Source organism: Streptomyces sp. NPDC013317 (genome assembly GCF_055563155.1).
The window spans coordinates 962441-977424 of record NZ_JBVHDX010000001.1 but is presented as its reverse complement, the minus strand read 5'-3'; the positions used below and the strand labels follow the sequence as shown (position 1 = coordinate 977424).

Annotated in this window: 12 protein-coding genes; 3 read left to right on the top strand and 9 right to left on the bottom strand. The window is 70.7% G+C overall.

All coding sequences use genetic code 11. The features are described 5' to 3' along the window. Nucleotides 1-115 precede the first annotated feature (115 nt). Together ACZ3IJ_RS04120 and ACZ3IJ_RS04115 are read right to left on the bottom strand one after the other, a co-directional pair. Nucleotides 116-715: a hypothetical protein gene (locus ACZ3IJ_RS04120; RefSeq protein WP_467466113.1), complete on the bottom strand. Its 600-nt coding sequence runs from the start codon at nt 713-715 to the stop codon at nt 116-118. Nucleotides 716-958: 243 nt separating this feature from the next. Then, the gene (locus ACZ3IJ_RS04115; RefSeq protein WP_467466112.1) at nt 959-2137 is read right to left on the bottom strand and encodes a low temperature requirement protein A; all 1179 of its coding nucleotides are present in this window, start codon (nt 2135-2137) and stop codon (nt 959-961) included. Between the two features lie 302 nt (nt 2138-2439). Here ACZ3IJ_RS04115 and ACZ3IJ_RS04110 point away from each other — a divergent pair, with 302 nt between their 5' ends. Together ACZ3IJ_RS04110 and ACZ3IJ_RS04105 are read left to right on the top strand one after the other, a co-directional pair. Continuing rightward, nucleotides 2440-3711, top strand: a complete 1272-nt coding sequence (locus tag ACZ3IJ_RS04110; RefSeq protein WP_467466110.1) for a phytase — start codon at nt 2440-2442, stop codon at nt 3709-3711. Between the two features lie 271 nt (nt 3712-3982). Continuing rightward, nucleotides 3983-4129, top strand: coding sequence for a hypothetical protein (locus ACZ3IJ_RS04105; protein WP_467466109.1), 147 nt, complete (start codon nt 3983-3985; stop codon nt 4127-4129). 20 nt (nt 4130-4149) lie between these two features. Here the strand turns inward: ACZ3IJ_RS04105 and ACZ3IJ_RS04100 are convergent, their stop codons facing one another. Further along, nucleotides 4150-5142, bottom strand: coding sequence for a helix-turn-helix domain-containing protein (locus ACZ3IJ_RS04100; protein ID WP_467466108.1), 993 nt, complete (start codon nt 5140-5142; stop codon nt 4150-4152). A gap of 137 nt (nt 5143-5279) precedes the next feature. Further along, on the bottom strand, nt 5280-9008 hold the full coding sequence (locus ACZ3IJ_RS04095) for a S8 family serine peptidase (RefSeq protein ID WP_467466107.1): 3729 nt from the start codon (nt 9006-9008) through the stop codon (nt 5280-5282). Between the two features lie 376 nt (nt 9009-9384). Between ACZ3IJ_RS04095 and ACZ3IJ_RS04090 the strand changes: the two genes are divergently transcribed. Continuing rightward, nucleotides 9385-10407 (top strand): terpene synthase family protein, encoded by a 1023-nt coding sequence (locus ACZ3IJ_RS04090; RefSeq protein WP_467466106.1) that lies wholly within the window; start codon nt 9385-9387, stop codon nt 10405-10407. Nucleotides 10408-10512: 105 nt separating this feature from the next. Here ACZ3IJ_RS04090 and ACZ3IJ_RS04085 read toward each other — a convergent pair whose 3' ends face one another. From ACZ3IJ_RS04085 to ACZ3IJ_RS04065, 5 genes are read right to left on the bottom strand one after another with little or no spacing between them, the layout of a single operon-like run. Next, a complete protein-coding gene (locus ACZ3IJ_RS04085; RefSeq protein ID WP_467466105.1) occupies nt 10513-11967 on the bottom strand; it encodes a cytochrome P450 in 1455 nt (484 codons plus the stop codon). After that, nucleotides 11964-12590, bottom strand: a complete 627-nt coding sequence (locus ACZ3IJ_RS04080; protein ID WP_467466104.1) for a GTP-binding protein — start codon at nt 12588-12590, stop codon at nt 11964-11966. Before ACZ3IJ_RS04080 ends, ACZ3IJ_RS04085 begins: the two co-directional genes overlap by 4 nt. After that, nucleotides 12571-12927 carry a DUF742 domain-containing protein gene (locus tag ACZ3IJ_RS04075; protein WP_467466103.1) on the bottom strand — a complete coding sequence of 119 codons (357 nt, stop codon included), beginning with the start codon at nt 12925-12927 and terminating at the stop codon, nt 12571-12573. Before ACZ3IJ_RS04075 ends, ACZ3IJ_RS04080 begins: the two co-directional genes overlap by 20 nt. Next, nucleotides 12924-13331, bottom strand: a complete 408-nt coding sequence (locus ACZ3IJ_RS04070) for a roadblock/LC7 domain-containing protein (RefSeq protein WP_467466102.1) — start codon at nt 13329-13331, stop codon at nt 12924-12926. The genes ACZ3IJ_RS04075 and ACZ3IJ_RS04070 overlap by 4 nt, the downstream gene beginning before the upstream one ends. 1 nt (nt 13332) lies before the next feature. Continuing rightward, complete coding sequence (locus ACZ3IJ_RS04065) at nt 13333-14817, bottom strand: sensor histidine kinase (RefSeq protein ID WP_467466101.1); 1485 nt, start codon at nt 14815-14817, stop codon at nt 13333-13335. Between the last annotated feature and the right edge of the window lie 167 nt (nt 14818-14984).

Here is a 14984-nt window from a genome sequence, read left to right as displayed (position 1 = left end):
GCGAACCAACCACGTGCCTCTTCGCCCAACCGCCTCCGCTCAAACCGGTAGGGAACGACCGCCCCCGCAAGGGCCTCTTCGGCCCGGCCCTGCCCACTTCGATCGGGCCGACGGGTCAGGGTGTGGGCGAGGCCTTGGTGAGTGCCATCCAGTCTCGGACCGTCTCCAGGTGCGAGCCGCTCGCCGTGCCCGCAGCCACCGCTTCGGCGTCCGCGGCGGAGCACGGCGTCCGTGCTCGGGTGAGCAGGGCGAGCGGCCAGGCGGGGCCCGCACCGGTCTCTCCGTCGAAGGGGGTCCAGTCCCACGGGCCGTCGAATCGCCACGCCCGATCCGCGGCGTCCGCGATCTCGTCGCCGACCTCCAGAAAGGCGTAGGGGCGCAGCAGCAGTTCGAAGGTGAAGGGGATGCCGTTGCCAGGGTGGAGGCTGTACCCGATCCCGTTGAGATGGCTGTCGTCCGGGAACTCGCGGTAGGAGACACCACGGGGCAGCACGCTCACCGTCAGGCGCGGACGCGGCAGCCAGCCTGTCTCGAGCGGAGGGTCGTGGTGGTCGACTGTCGTCACATGCACGACCGTCGACGGCACCCCGACCCGGCAGGTGTCCCCCGTCGCAAGCTGCTCGGGCGGCGGATCGGTGCGGAAGAGCTCCACCTCCGGGCCGGGTGCTCGACCGTCGGTGCCCACGCCCACGGCGACGACCCCGTTCCAGCGCACGAAGTCACTGTCCGCGTCGATGTCCCTCCAGGGCCACCGAAGCGAGATGTGATCCCACGTGACGCCCCGACCGACACAACGTCACCGGGCCGGAAGTCCCCCGTATCCCTCATGCGGACAGGGTAGACACACTCCCTTGAGCACTGCGCCGGGCCACGGGCGGGCGACGCAGGCGGCACCGCATCCTCGGGACCCGCCACGCCGCTCGGATCGGGCGTGGACGTGGCACCTGGCGGGTGGGCTCTACGCGAAGCGTTTCTCGTACAGCCAGTTCCAGCGGGTCACGAGGACGAGCGACCACACCAGGCTGTCGGGCGTCCATCGACCGGCGAAGGCGGCGAGGAGCAGCGGCAGTGCGACCATGGGCAGGCCCACCGCCGCCATCCACCGCACGCCCCGTCCCGACAGCGCTCCGGCCACCAGACCGACTCCCAGGAACACGGCGACGGCCCCGCACATCAGCCACCTCATGCCGAGCGGCAGCCGGCCCTCCACGTGCTCCACGGCGGCGCCCAGAGCGGCGGCCAGGGACGCGAGGGCGCCGGTCGCCACGCAGTGCATCGGCAAGGAGAAACGTGGAGCCAGCACCCCGAAGCCGAGGAGGGGTACGCCGCTGGAGCGGCGTACCGCCAGCGCCCAGAGGGCCAGCAGGAGAGCGAAGGACCCGACGGACAGGCTGCCCAGATCGGCGTTCCACTCGGCTCCGGAGGCGGCCTGTACACCCTGCGCGATGCCTTCGCCGATCACGATCAGGGTGAACAGGCCCAGCCGCTCGTCCAGATGGCGCGGGTCGAAGCGGGCGGCCCGCAGGGCCTCGCCGTCCTGTCCATGACTCCGGTCCCCCGCCGCCTGCTGCTTCCGGATCCGCGCCATGAGCCGGTTGCCCGACAGGGCGAACGTCAGGGTCAGATCGATGGCGAGCCCCCCGGCCCACAGCCAGTACCGCAGGGGATCCTCGGCCCACACGGAGACGATCCACGGTGTGACACCCGCCGAGAGCTGCGCCATCGGCCAGTCCGCCGGGACCTCTCCGCGCCCCTGCCACACCCGTGAGGCGAGCAGACGGACGAAGACGTAGGCGAGGGCGAAGGCGTCCGCGTGGTCCGAGCGGACCTCCGGCACGGCCGCGGCCATCACCGCGAGCCCGAACATGCCGATCAGCACGGTGCGGGTGTGGACCTTGTCGGCCGCGACGTTCCCGTACGTCGTGAAGCACATCCACGCCGTCCAGAAAGCGAGGAACAGCACGCAGTACAGGGCGAGGTCCGCGTGGTCGGGTGCGCCGTGCAGCAGATGGGCCAGCTGGGCGACACCGGCGACGGCGATGAGGTCGAAGAACAACTCCAGCCATGAAGCGTGCCGTTCGGACTCACCGGACGAGTCCGGGCCCGGGTCGGAGGCTGCGGCGTTCTGAGCGGTCATGACGGTGATTATCGGACGGATCCCCCACGCGGCCCCGGACAGTGAACGGCGCGCCGCGCCGTTGTGGCCCGATGGCCGGACCGTGGCCGCGGTCGCCCGGGGCGGTGCCGACGGAGTCGACGGCCGGACCGACGCGGCACGTCGTTCACCGCATGTACATGTAAGTGTGGGGTTACGGGTCGTCCGGCCGCCGCTGTGCGGACACGAAGAGGCAGCACGCTCTGGCCGTCAACCACCCCCCTGCAGAGGAGACTTGTGTGTCTCGCTCGATGATCGTCCGATCGGCTGTGCTGGCCGTGTCCATGACTCTCACCACAGCGGCCCTGGCTGCGCCGACCCAGGCCGAGAGTCGCCGCCAGGCCTCCACCGGTTCGCTGCCGGCCGTCAGCCCCCGCGTGGAGACACCGGCGCTGCACGACGACGACGCAGGTGGCAGTGCCGACGCGGACGACCCCGCCATCTGGCGCAACGACGCGGCCCCCGGCCGCAGCCTCGTCGTCGCCACCGCCAAGGAGGGCGGTCTGCGCGTCTACGACCTCGACGCGCGGCTGGTGCAGTCGATCGCCGCACCCCCCGGCGCGGGCGAGGACGACGCCCCTGGTCGCTTCAACAACGTCGACCTCGTCCGCGGGCTGCGACTCTCCTCGGGAAGGGCCGATCTGGCCGTCACCAGTGACCGCGGCCACGACCGGCTGCGCTTCTACCGCATCGACCGCGACCGCGCCGGCGGCCCGTTGACCGACGTCACCGACCCGGCCGTGCCGGCCGTCTTCTCCCGGGACCAGGCCGAGATCAACGACCAGCGCACCGCGTACGGTCTGGCGACCTGGACCGACCCGGCGACCAGGAAGTCCTACGCTCTCGTCAGTCGCCGCGAGCGCACCAGCATCGCCCTGCTCGAGCTTCTGCCGGCCCCGGACGGCACGGTCACGTACCGAAAGATCCGCTCCATCGACCTGCCTTCCTCCTTCCGGCTGCCCGACGGCACCTCGTGGTCCCCGTGCGGCGAGCCCGGTGAGCTGGCGCAGGTCGAGGGCATGGTCGTCGACCCCGGGAACGGCACTCTCTACGCCGGCCAGGAGGACGTGGGCATCTGGCGTCTGCGTGCCGACCTCACCGGAACCCCGAAGCTGATCGACAAGGTCCGCGAGTACGGCGTACCCGGCATCTACGACGAAGCGAGCGAGGAGTGCGCGCCGGGCGCCGACCCGGGCTTCGGCGGCACGAAGATCTCCGCGGACGTCGAGGGCCTGACGCTGCTCACCGAGTCCGACGGCGACGGCTACCTCCTCGCCTCCAGCCAGGGCGACGACACCTTCGCCGCCTATGACCGGGAGCTGGAGGACGCCAACGAGTACGAGGGCGGCTTCCGGGTCGCTGCCGGGGCCGGTACGCCCGATGGGTCCGAGGAGTGCGACGGCGCCGCGGTCCTGAACGCCCCGCTCGGTTCCAGGTACCCGAACGGTCTCCTCGTCGTCCAGGACGGACACGACGCCCCTGGTGACGGCGACCGCCCGTCGACCAACTTCAAGTTCGTCGACCTCGGCAAGGTGAAGGACGTCCTCGACGACTGACCCGGCGACGCGGCGGTAGCCACCTTGCTCTCCCGCTGCCAAGGGCGGAGGAGCGAGCGGTCGTCGCCTGCGGGAAGGGGCTGTACCCGAAGGCGACGACCGCTCGCTCTCCTCGCACCTGCCCAGAGCTGCCCCGCGCACACCCGAGTCGCCTGCTTCGCGTGTCTGGCCCGACCGATCACGTGTCACGCGACCCGCGGGTGTGAGGTCGAGGCGTCGGCGCGGCTTCGCGGGGTAGGCGGAGCGTACGAACCGACCCCGAGGAGACGACATGTCCGGATTCATCACGCGTATCAAGCACTTCACCCGCACCCCCCAGGGCCGGCGGGCCGTCGCTTCGGTCCGGCGCGCCGCCGCCGACCCGCGCAGGCGGGCGCAGGCCCGCACGCTCCTCGGCCGTCTGCGCGGACGTCGTTGACGGCTCGGGTCAGGCACCCGTCACAAGGGTTGTGTCCAGCCGTTCCGTACGGCGTGGGCGCCGAGTTGCATCCGGGTCCGGACTCCGGCGAGGTCCATGAGGTGACGCAGGCGACGGTGCAGGGTGCGGGGTGAGAGGCCGAGTCGGGTCGCGGCCGTCAGGTCCGTCAGGCCGGCCAGGAGCAGGGCGAGTATCTTGCGGTCGAGGTCGGTGGGGCCTGTCTCGCCGGCCTCGACGATCCGGTCGTTCTCTCCGCCGGTGTCCGAGAGGTCGAGCGGGTGGGCGTTGTTCCACACCGTCTCGAAGAGCGCGTCCAGGGCGTCCAGGAGGCCGCTGCGGTGCAGCAGCGCCGCGCCGGGTTCGCCGGCCGGGGTGACCGCGAGCGGGACGAGGCCGAGGTCGGCGTCGGCCAGGACGAGCTTCATCGGCAGCCGGTCGGCGACCCGCAGTTCCACGCCGTTGCGCAGGGAGTCGATCGCGTCGTCGATGATGCCCGGCTCCGCCAGTACGGCCCGGTCCAGTACCGCCCGGAAGTGCACTCCACGGTCGATGGCCACGGGTTCGGCCGTGTTCTCGTCGGGCGGCAGGGCGACGAAGGGTGCGGTGATGAAGCTTCGCACCTGCGTGCGGGCCGCCTGCTGCACCTGGAGGAAGCGGTGGCGGATGGCGTCGGCGCCCGTGATGACCTCGATCAGATCGCTGATGCTGGTTCCGGTCATCGCGGCCCGGTGTTCCTCGGCGAAGGTCACCAGCGCCCGCTCGGCCGTGCGCAGTCCGTCCCGGCGCTGGCTGATGAGCGCGCCCAGCGCCATCGCCGGCGGCGCGGCGGTGTACCGCTCGTCCGCCGATCTGGTCACCAGGCCCCACTCGACCAGGCGGGACAGGGCCTTGTCGGTATGGGCCCGCGGCAGGTCCACCGGGTCGGCCAGCTGCGTCGCCGTGGAGTCCGGCCGTCCGAGCAGCGCCCGGTAGACGACCTCGTCGTCGGGTTCCAGGCCCAGGACATCCAGCATCGGCGACCGACTCTCTTCCGCTTGCCGCAGCGGGGAGATTATGGGCCACGACGGCGGACCCTGAACAGTCCCTGGTGGGAGCGGGGGTGAGGGGAAGGGCCCCGGGAAGTCGACTCCCCGGGGCCCCGCGGTGTGGTTCATCGCAGGCCGTACGCCCGGATGATCTCGTTCTCGACGCCGTAGCCGCTGTCCGTCCCGGCGCTCGCGCGCAGGGAGACGAAGCCGCCGGGCTTCCGGGCGGTCCTGAACGAGCCCGTCCAGGAGCGGTCGGCGCCCTTGGCCAGGGTCACCTTCTGCCAGGTCGCGCCGTCGTCGTACGAGACGTCCAGCGTCACCTTGGTGACGGTGCCGGGAACGTCGCCGAGGTCGCTCGACACCGGCTTGAGCACGATCCGCTGGGTCGCGTCGCTCCTGATGTCGCCGTGCAGGTCCGACTCCAGCGCGTAGTCCAGGTTCAGCACCGAGAACGGCTCGAACCATTCCGAGTCGACGGTGCCGGACATGAACGTCCACTCCGTGTGGGTGCGCGTCGACAGCCGGAAGACCTCACCGGGCCGCTCCACGTCGAGGACGGCGCGGTAGGGCAGGTTGCCCGCGGGTACCTCCTGCCACTGCATGTCTCCACCGAGCGGGTTGTCGTGGATCAGGGTGTCGCCCTGGAAGACCCGCAGGCGGGAGGGTGTCTCGCCCCAGGGGAGAAAGCCGCCGAGGCGCATGGTGTCGCTGGCGGAGGACCAGGCCTGCACGTTCCAGGTCATGTGGTTCTGCCACCGGGAGTTGTACACGCCGAAGGACTCGCTCTGGGCGGGTCGGGTGACCGGGGCGAACCAGTCCAGGCGCGTGGTGCTGCCCTTCGTGTACGTGTTGTCGCCCGAGACCATCACCCACGGCAGCGTGCCGTCGATGCCCTGTGCGTGGGATTCCCGCCAGACCTGGCCGGGGGTCACCCACTCGGTGCGGGTGCCCGGGTGCCACTCGGGTTCGGGGAAGTTGAACGACGGGCTGAGGGTGAAGTCGGCCCGGTATCCCTGGGACAGACGGCTGCCGGCCGCCGCGTAGTAGCGGGCGTCGATCCGGGCGAGGTCGCTCTTGGCCGGCTTGTAGACGAGTGCCCGGTCCGGCACCCGGCCGGGGTAGTCCCGGGTCAGGTCGTAGACGAACGGCGTGTACTCGGTCTGCTTGACGGTCAGCTTCAGGGTGCCGGACCTGGCCATCGAGACGAGGGCCTTGCCGGCGTCGCGGTGCACGGTGGCCACCGGGATGGGCGACTCGCCCACGTACTCCGTCAGGGTGCCGACTCCGTCGTTGACGACGATCAGTGCCTTGGCTCCGGCCGCGACCGCGGCTTCGGTGCGCTCCTGCGGCGAGACCCCGTCGCTGCGTTCGACGACGACGACCTTGCCCTTGGCCTTGACCTTCGCGTAGGCGGCCGGTGAGCCGTCGCCCGCGTGGACGGCGGCCAGCCGGTCGGTGGCGGTGCCGAGGGCGCTGCCCGCCTGCACCCGGGTCTCGAACTCGAGCCGTCCGCCCGGCGTGCTGAGGCTCAGCTGCGGCTCGCCCTTGCGCCAGTGGGTGATCAGGATGAACTCGCCGTGGCGCATCGGTTCCGTGGGCGCGACGTAGACGTCGTCGTAGGCCGGCGGCAGTACGTAGGCGCTGCGGAAGTCCGTGTACGGGTCGAAGCCCTGGTAGTGGATGTTGAAGTCGACCTTGCGCTGACGGTCCTCAGTGCGCTGCGGTGCTTCGGTGCGGAGCAGGTGTGCTCTGCTCGCGTCCAGCACCACCTTCGCGGAGCCGTCCTTCAGCACGGTCTCGGGGTCGACGAGCACGGCCAGGCCCGAGCGGTCGGACTTCTCACCGTCGACGTCGAGGTATCCGGCGACGGTGTAGAGCCCGGGTGCCATGCGCATGGTCGTCGAGCCTTCGACGTAGAGCGACCACGGCCAGTTGTCCCCGGCCAGGTTGACGGTGACCCAGCCGGCGGCGGGCCTGCCGTCCCTGCCGACCAGTTCGATGTTCAGGTCGTAGCGCTCGTCCTCCTTCAGCAGCGCCAGGGAGGTGCGGGTCACCGGCTGTCCGGTGGCCGCGTCGGTGGCCGTCACGTAGCCGGTGCTGCGGCCGGCGGGGGCGGTCCGCGGGTCTCCGGTCACCGGGACGGCGGCGGTGCCGCCCGCGGGGACGCTCACCGTCCTGGCTCCCAGTGTAAAGGGGCCCTCGGGCGCCGTCAGGTTCAGCGTGACGTCGCTGGAACCGGTGTTGGTGAAGGTCAGGTCCTTCGTGACGGCGACGTCGCCCGGCTCGTGCGGCCAGGTGTAATTGCCGAAGAAGAGCGATCCGGTGCCGCGGACCGTGGTGCGCACGGCGGCGGCCACGTCGAGACGGCCCGTCCCGACCTCGTACGGCGAGTATCCGGTGTCCAGGCCCTTGGCGGTGCTCATCAGGTGTTCCTTGAGCTGCGCGCCGGTCCAGTCGGGGTGCTGCTGCGCGAGGATCGCCGCAGCTCCGGCCACGTGCGGCGTGGCCATCGAGGTACCGCTGATGGTGCGGTAGAGGCCTTCACCGCCGTCGGTCATCTCCTGGGAGCGGGCGGCGGTGATGTCGACACCGGGCGCCGCGATGTCCGGCTTCATGCCGCCGGAGTGGGCCAGCGGGCCGGTGCTGGAGAAGGAGGCTAGCCGGTCCTGCTTGTCCGTGGCCGCCACGGTCAGTGCCGACGCGGCGGCGCCCGGGGCGGAGATGGTCTCCGGGCCGGCGTTGCCGGCGGCTATGACGAACAGGGTTCCGTACTGCGCGGAGAGGGCGTCGACGGTCTGCGACATCGGGTCGCTGCCGTCCGTCGGGTACGAGTCGCCGAGGCTCATGTTGACGACGTCCGCGCCGGATTCGGCGGCCCACTGCATGCCGGCCATGACCCAGGAGTCCTGGCCGTAGCCTTCCTTGCCTCCGAGCACCTTGCCGACGAACAGGTCGGCGCCGGGGGCGACGCCCTTGTTGTCGCCGGCGGAGGCGGCGCCCGAGCCGACGATGGTGCCCGCCACGTGCGTGCCGTGTCCGTTGACGTCGCTGACGCCCTCACCCGGCACGAAGCTCGCGGTGCCGTCGATCAGGCCCGTGAAGTCGGGGTGCTCGACGTCGATGCCGGTGTCGAGCACGGCGACCTTGGCACCCTTGCCGGTGTAGCCGGCCGCCCAGGCCTCGGGGGCACCGATCAGCGGCACGCTCTCCTTCAGGCTGGCCTTCACACGGCCGTCGAGCCACAGCTTCTCGACTCCGGCGCCCAGCGTCGTACCGCCCTGCGGCGCGACGCTGTTCCAGAAGGCGCGGGTCTGCCGCTTCTCGGCGCTGAGGGCGGCTCCGCCGATGCCCTTCAGCTTGCGGGTCAGCTTGCTGCCCCGGGGGGCCGTGGGCTCGGCGGCCGACCGGGACCTCTGGCCGGTGTATGTGGCGATCAGCGGCACCGTCGCCGACTTCGCGTCGTCGTACCCCATCTCGATCAGGTCGGTGACGTTGAACAGCCGGCGGTCCAGCCGGTTCGTGCCGAGCAACGGCGCGACCTCGTCCGGGACGACGTACAAGTCGCCCTTGACCTGCTGGAGTTTCACCCCGCCGACGGCGCTGTCCGGCCGGTCGACATCGGCCATCTGCCGCCCGTCGGCCGTGGTGGTGACCGTGACGACGTCGCCGGTGACCAGGGTGACCTTGTGGGTCGCCGAGGGCTTGGCGGAGACGGCCGGCCTGCTCGGAGCGGCCTGTGCGGGCGCCTGCAGGACAGCGAGCCCGGAGGCCAGGAGAGGCACCGCGGTGGCCGCGGCGATCAGCCGCCGGCGCTCGCGCAGCACGGCGTACGCATGAGAGAGGGAGTACATGCCATGGGTCTATCGACCGGTGAACGCCGCCGTGAAGGCCTCATGGAGGCAAGTCCTCGCCATGGCAGACACTTGTCAGCCATGGCGCACGATTCCGGCCGGGAGGGCGTGGCGCGTCCGGCTCCGGGCCATGTGGCCCGAACGCCGCTCACCGGCCGGAAACGGATGGGGGGTTGCCGGTCGTCCTAGGCGGGCAGGTTTAGAGAGCCGCGGGACGGGCAGCGTCCGTCCTCGCGGCGGTGGCGATTGACAGCAGCACATGCGGCACATGCGGGAACACGCACAACGCACAGGGTGGGCCGCCTTCCTGCAGGCGGGCAGTTCGCGTGGTGGTCCGCACTCCGTTGCGGGCCGAGGAGAGAAAGAGGTCGGTCCGATGACAGTGCGTACTGTCGAACTCCCCCGGCTGTGGATGCCCTACCCGCTGCGGGTGAATCCCTGTCTGCCGGCCCTGCGCCAGGAGAGCGAGTCCTGGGCACGTGAGATGGGCATGCTGGGCGGGAGCGAGGGTCCGTCGGGACGGGGCTCGATATGGACCGGGTCCACGTTCCACGCCATGACCGTCGACCAGCTGACCGCCTGGACCCTGCCCGACGCCTCGCTCGCCGACCTCCGGCTCAATCACCGGTTCAACATCTGGGCTCTCGCCTGGGACGACTACTTCGCCGCGGCGTTCAAGCAGACCGGTGATCTCGCCGGCGCGCAGGCGTTCACCGCCCGGCTGCACACCTTCCTCCGACCGGAGAACGGGTCCCGGTTACCGGAACCGACGAATGCCGTGGAAAGGGGAATCGCCGATCTGCAGCAGAGCCTTTTCCCGCCGAGGCTGGCGCACTGGCGACACGATTTCAACCGGGCCCTGGCGAAATACATCGACGCGGGAGTCGAGGAACTGGCCAACAGCCGCAGCGGCCGCATTCCCCATCTGATCGACTACGCCCCGTTCCGACGTGAGAGCTTCGCCGCTCATACCGCCCTCTATTCGGTGGAGTTGGCCACCGGAGGGCGAATACCCGAGCGGATTCGCCACCACCGGACCGTGCGGGCCCTTCTCGACGCCTTCATGGACTTCATGGGGCTGGCGAACGACGTCGCCTCGTTCGAAAGGGAGGTGCACGAGGAGCACGACGTCAACAACCTCGTCCTCGTCGTCGGCACGTCCCTGGCCATCAGCCTCCACGACGCCGTACCCGCTGCCCTGAATCTGGTGAACGCCCGGCTGCGGGACTTCGAGCACCTCAGGCAGCAGGCCCTGCCGCAGCTCGTACGGCGCTCCGGGCTGCAGCATGCCGAGCGGGCCGAACTGGAGACGTGGCTCCGGGGAGCGTGCAGCTTTCTGTCCGGCCTCCATGCCTGGTACACCGGCGCACCGCGTTACACCTCCACGGACATCTCCTGACGGGAGTACGGAAGCGGCCCTGTACGAAGGGGTGCCGACCGACACGCGTCGGCACCCCTTCGCCTCCGATACGACGGCCCGCTGTGCACCGGCCGTTCGGCCGGTCTATCCCCGGCGCAGGAGGCGTCGTCCCACGCGCGTCCACCACGAGGCACGCGGTCCCGGCACCCGGGCCTCGGGGCCGGAGACGGTCGTCGCACCGGGCGCCGGCTCTGACCCCGTTCCGCCGCTCTGGGTGGGCGGGGCCGGAAGCGGGGCCGGGACATCGGGCGCCTGGGGTGGGCGGGCGGCGAACGTCACGGGAAGCGCCGTCAGATGCCGGGCCCAGGTGGAGGAGCGCCAGGTGAGGCTCTCCTCGGGGACGGCCAGGGTGATGTCCGGAAGGCGGGTGAGCAGGATGTCGATGCCGGCGTCGGCGATGATGCGGCCGATGTCCTGGCCGGGGCACTCGTGGTTGCCGGCGCTGAAGGACAGGTGCGCGCGATTGTGGTGCACGGGGGCCGAGGGGTCCGACCGGATCGCCTTGTCGACGTTTCCGGCGGCGAGGCCGAGAAGGAGCATGTCTCCCGCCTTGATCTCCTGTCCACCGACGACGGTGTCTCCGTTGGCCCATCGGCCGGGGCACACCATCAGCGGCGGCTCGTCCCAGAGGACCTGTTCGACGGCCTCGGGCAGGGTCATCTGGCCACCGGCCAGCGAACCACGGAACCGGGGATCGGTGACGACCATGCGCAGGACGTTCGACATGAGGTTGGCGGTCGTCTCGTAGCCCGCGAGCAGGATGAGGCGCAGGTGGTGCTGGACCTCCTCGTCCGTGAGCCGGGCGGGGTGGGCCATCAGCGCGGAGGCGATGTCGTGCCCGGGGCGGGCCCGCTTCTCGACGACGAGCTGTTCGAGGCACTCCAGGACGTAGGCGTTGCTGGCGAGCGAGGTCTCGGTGGCCTTGAAGAGGTCACGGGCCGCGTGGACCAGCTTGGGGCCGGCCTCGTCCGACATGCCGAGGAGGTGGGTGAGGGTGAGCATGGGCAGGTGCTCGGTGAACTGGCCCACCAGTTCCACCTCGCCGCTCTCGCAGAAGGTGTCGATCAGGTGGTGGGCGAAGCGGGTGATGTGGCGGCGGACGCCCCGGTGGTCGAACTGGCCGAGGCCTGCCGTGACCGCTCCGCGCAGTCGCTGGTGTTCCTCACCGTCCGCGCAGACGCAGTCGGGGCGCCAGCCGATCATCGGTACGAGCGGAGACGTGGCGGGATCGATCTCCCCGCTCTCCCAGCCGTGCCAGACGCGGGGGTCGCGGGAGAACTGGGTGGGGCGGGTGGCCACTTCGCGGTTCTCGGAGTACCCGAGGACCAGCCAGGCGCGCACGTCGCCGTCGAGCAGAACGGGCGCCACCGGTCCGTGGACGGACCGCAGCTCCTCGTACAGACCCATGGGGTCCGTCTCGGCGGCGGCTCCGTAGAGCCGCGTCGCCCCGTCGGTTCCCGTGGCGGCGTGGGCCGGGCAGCCGGGGGGCGGGGTGGCCCCGGACTTCTCGGTGTCCTGTTCGGCAGGTGGCACGGTCATGCGTTCTCCTGGTCGGCGGCGAGGGTGTGCAGGTAGACCATCAGCGAGAGGAGGGCGTCACGGCAGGACGCCCGGTCCCGTGCGTCACAGGTGACGAGGGGGACGGAATCGCCGAGGGCCAGGGCGGCGCGCAGATCGGGCAGGGGGTACTGCGGAGCCTCCGGGAAGGTGTTGACGGCCACGACGAACGGGACGCGGCGGTCTTCGAGGCGGGTGATGACCTCGAAACAGACTTCGATGCGGCGTGTGTCGACGAGGACGACCGCGCCGAGGGCGCCTTCGAAGATCCCGTTCCACAGGAACCAGAAGCGCTCCTGTCCGGGGGTGCCGAACAGGTAGAGGATCAGCTCCTGGTTGATGCTGATCCGTCCGAAGTCCATCGCGACGGTGGTGGTCTTCTTGCCTTCGGCACCGGGGTTGTTGTCGATTCCGACGCCTGCCTGCGTCATGGTCTCTTCGGTGGTCAGGGGCGGGATCTCGCTCACCGACCCGACCATGGTCGTCTTGCCGACTCCGAAGCCGCCGACGATCACGACCTTGACCCCTCTGGCGCTGTGCGGCAGCAGTACGTCGGTGCCGCGCGGGCCGGCGTCGGTCGTCGTGTCAGAGCTTGCGTAATCCATGGATCACCGCCTCCAGCAGGCCTCGTTCGGGGAATGCCGCCACGGGCACGGGTGCGATGGCCTCGACCCGCTCGTCGTCGACGAGTCTGGACAGCAGCACGGTGACGACGCTGAAGGGAAGACGGAGGTACGCCGACACCTCGGCCACGGAGAGCGGGTACGTGCAGAGGGTGAGGATGGCCGCCTGCTCGGGCTGCATCGCGGGTTCGGGCTCGGCCCTCGCCGCGATGAGGGTGACCAGGTTGAACCTCTTGGCCGCGGAGACCTCGCCACCGGTGATGACATAGAGCGGAACGGGAGTGCCTTCATCCCAAGGCCCTTGGTTCTCTGATGTCACATCGCCTGCCCGATGTCCTCACGAGGTGGGCTGGTCATGTGCTGGCCGATGCGGACCACCAGTGTCCGCATGCGGTCACCCAGCAGTCCGGCGTCCACCTCGTGGTCGGCGAGCACCGCGAGATAGGCACCGGGACCGGCCGCCATGAGGGAGAAGTACCCGCCGTCGGCCTCGATGCCGACCATCCGGGTCGAACTGTCCCCGTGCGGGAACATCTGCGCGATGGCCTTCGCCAGGCTCTGGATGCCCGAGCAGGCGGCGGCGATCGCGTCGGCGGTGTCGGGTGCGGTGTTCGCCTGCCCGATGCACAGGCCGTCCGACGACAGCACCACCACGTGTCGCACGTACGGGACGCCGCCCACGAGCTCCTTGAGCATCCAGTCCATGTTGGGCAGTGGCTGCATGTTACTCGACCTCATCTGACGGCTCGTTGGGTGGAGTGGAAGGTTCGGCGGCCGATCGCTTGTCGCCGTTGAACGCCTCCCACATCAGGCCCGGCTCACGGGATGTGCCGGAGGTGCCCCCCGGGGCGGCCGGAGCGACGGGGGGCGTGGGCGCCGCCAGTACGACCGGCTTCGGGACGGGCGACTCCCGTCGCCGCTGCGGAAGCCCGTTGGCGGTCTTCCGGACCTCGCCGGAATCCCTGACGGTCTCGCGCGCCGGCGCCCGCCGGGGGAGGATCAGGCCGCCCGTACGGTTGCGCATCGGCTCCGGGGCCTTGACGACGGGCTGGGGCACGGTGGTGATCAGACTCCTGGGAACCAGGACGACGGCGCGGACGCCTCCGTAGGCGGAGGTGCGCAGGTGGACCTCGCAGCCGTGCTCGCGGGCCAGTCTGCTGACGACCGGCAGGCCCAGCTGCGTCACCTCGCCCAGGCCCGCCAGGTTGATGCCCGACTGCGCCTGTGCCATGACGCGTTCGACGTGCTGCCGTACCTCTTCGGTGAGGCCGACCCCGCGGTCCTCGATCTCGATCGCGATGCCGGAGGGCACCTCGCTCGCGGTCACCTCGACGGGGGTGTGCGGCGGCGAGAACGTCGTGGCGTTGTCGAGCAGTTCGGCGAGCAGGTGGATCAGCGGCTCGGCACCCGGACCGACCACGGCCACCTCGGCGACCGACTGCAGCCTGACGCGGGGGTAGTCCACGATGCGTGACATGGCGCCCCGCAGGACGTCGTAGAGCGGGATCGCCTTGGACCACTGGCGCCCGGGCCTGGCGTCGCCCAGGACCGCGATGCTGGCCGCGAGGCGGCCGATCAGTGCGTTGCGGTGGTCGATGTCCTGCAGGCCGCGGGAGACCACGACATCCGTGCCGTGGATGATCTGCATGGAGTGGAGGTCCTTGGCGAGCTGGTGCACGATCGCCTGAACCCGGCGCGCGACCGCCACAAGCGCCCGCTGCGAGGCGTCGCGCGTGTACTCCTCGGCCTCCACGGCTTCCAGGAGCGTCTGCAGGGCGCCCTTCAGCGCCTCGGTGAACTCGCCGTCGAGGTGTCCGCCGAAGTCGACGGCCTGCAGGACCTCCGAGGCGGGATCCCCCTTCTGCAGGCGGGCGACGGCCGCGGGGAGGAGCTGCTCCGCCATCCAGACGGTGGTGGCCCGCTGATCGGCCAGGCGTCCGATCAGCGCGGTCACCCGCTCCGCGTGGGACTCGTCCGCCTCGGCCCGTGCCCGCGCGTGGCGGGCGGCCTCCGCCGCGAGCAGCCGGCGCGACGTCGCGGCCGAGGTGACGACCGTCAGGACGACCGCGACGAGGCCGCACCAGGCAACCGGTGTCCGTATCTGTGCAGGAGAGGCGGCCCACGCTATGACGGAGGCCGCGGCGAGGACTCCGGGAGGGAGGAGCCATACCCGGGCGACTCTTGCGGTCGACCGGGATCTGGAAATCACACCTGCACGAACCATCAGGGGGTCCCTATACGGTCTGAGATGAGCGGACTGAGGCAATGCGGTGCGCCGAAAGGAACAACGGGCTACCGTCGGACATGTGTGCGTCTTCCGACGGGCCCCTACGGGTCGCTTCGAGATAGCGCCGATAACCGCTTTCCTTCCGCGGC

Bases quoted from the DNA above. Each gene is read 5' to 3' on its own strand.
- ACZ3IJ_RS04115 (WP_467466112.1), bottom strand. From the start codon at position 2,137: ATGACCGCTCAGAACGCCGCAGCCTCCGACCCGGGCCCGGACTCGTCC.
- ACZ3IJ_RS04110 (WP_467466110.1), top strand. From the start codon at position 2,440: ATGACTCTCACCACAGCGGCCCTGGCTGCGCCGACCCAGGCCGAGAGT.
- ACZ3IJ_RS04105 (WP_467466109.1), top strand. From the start codon at position 3,983: ATGTCCGGATTCATCACGCGTATCAAGCACTTCACCCGCACCCCCCAG.
- ACZ3IJ_RS04100 (WP_467466108.1), bottom strand. From the start codon at position 5,142: ATGCTGGATGTCCTGGGCCTGGAACCCGACGACGAGGTCGTCTACCGG.
- ACZ3IJ_RS04095 (WP_467466107.1), bottom strand. From the start codon at position 9,008: ATGTACTCCCTCTCTCATGCGTACGCCGTGCTGCGCGAGCGCCGGCGG.
- ACZ3IJ_RS04090 (WP_467466106.1), top strand. From the start codon at position 9,385: ATGACAGTGCGTACTGTCGAACTCCCCCGGCTGTGGATGCCCTACCCG.
- ACZ3IJ_RS04085 (WP_467466105.1), bottom strand. From the start codon at position 11,967: ATGACCGTGCCACCTGCCGAACAGGACACCGAGAAGTCCGGGGCCACC.
- ACZ3IJ_RS04080 (WP_467466104.1), bottom strand. From the start codon at position 12,590: ATGGATTACGCAAGCTCTGACACGACGACCGACGCCGGCCCGCGCGGC.
- ACZ3IJ_RS04070 (WP_467466102.1), bottom strand. From the start codon at position 13,331: ATGCAGCCACTGCCCAACATGGACTGGATGCTCAAGGAGCTCGTGGGC.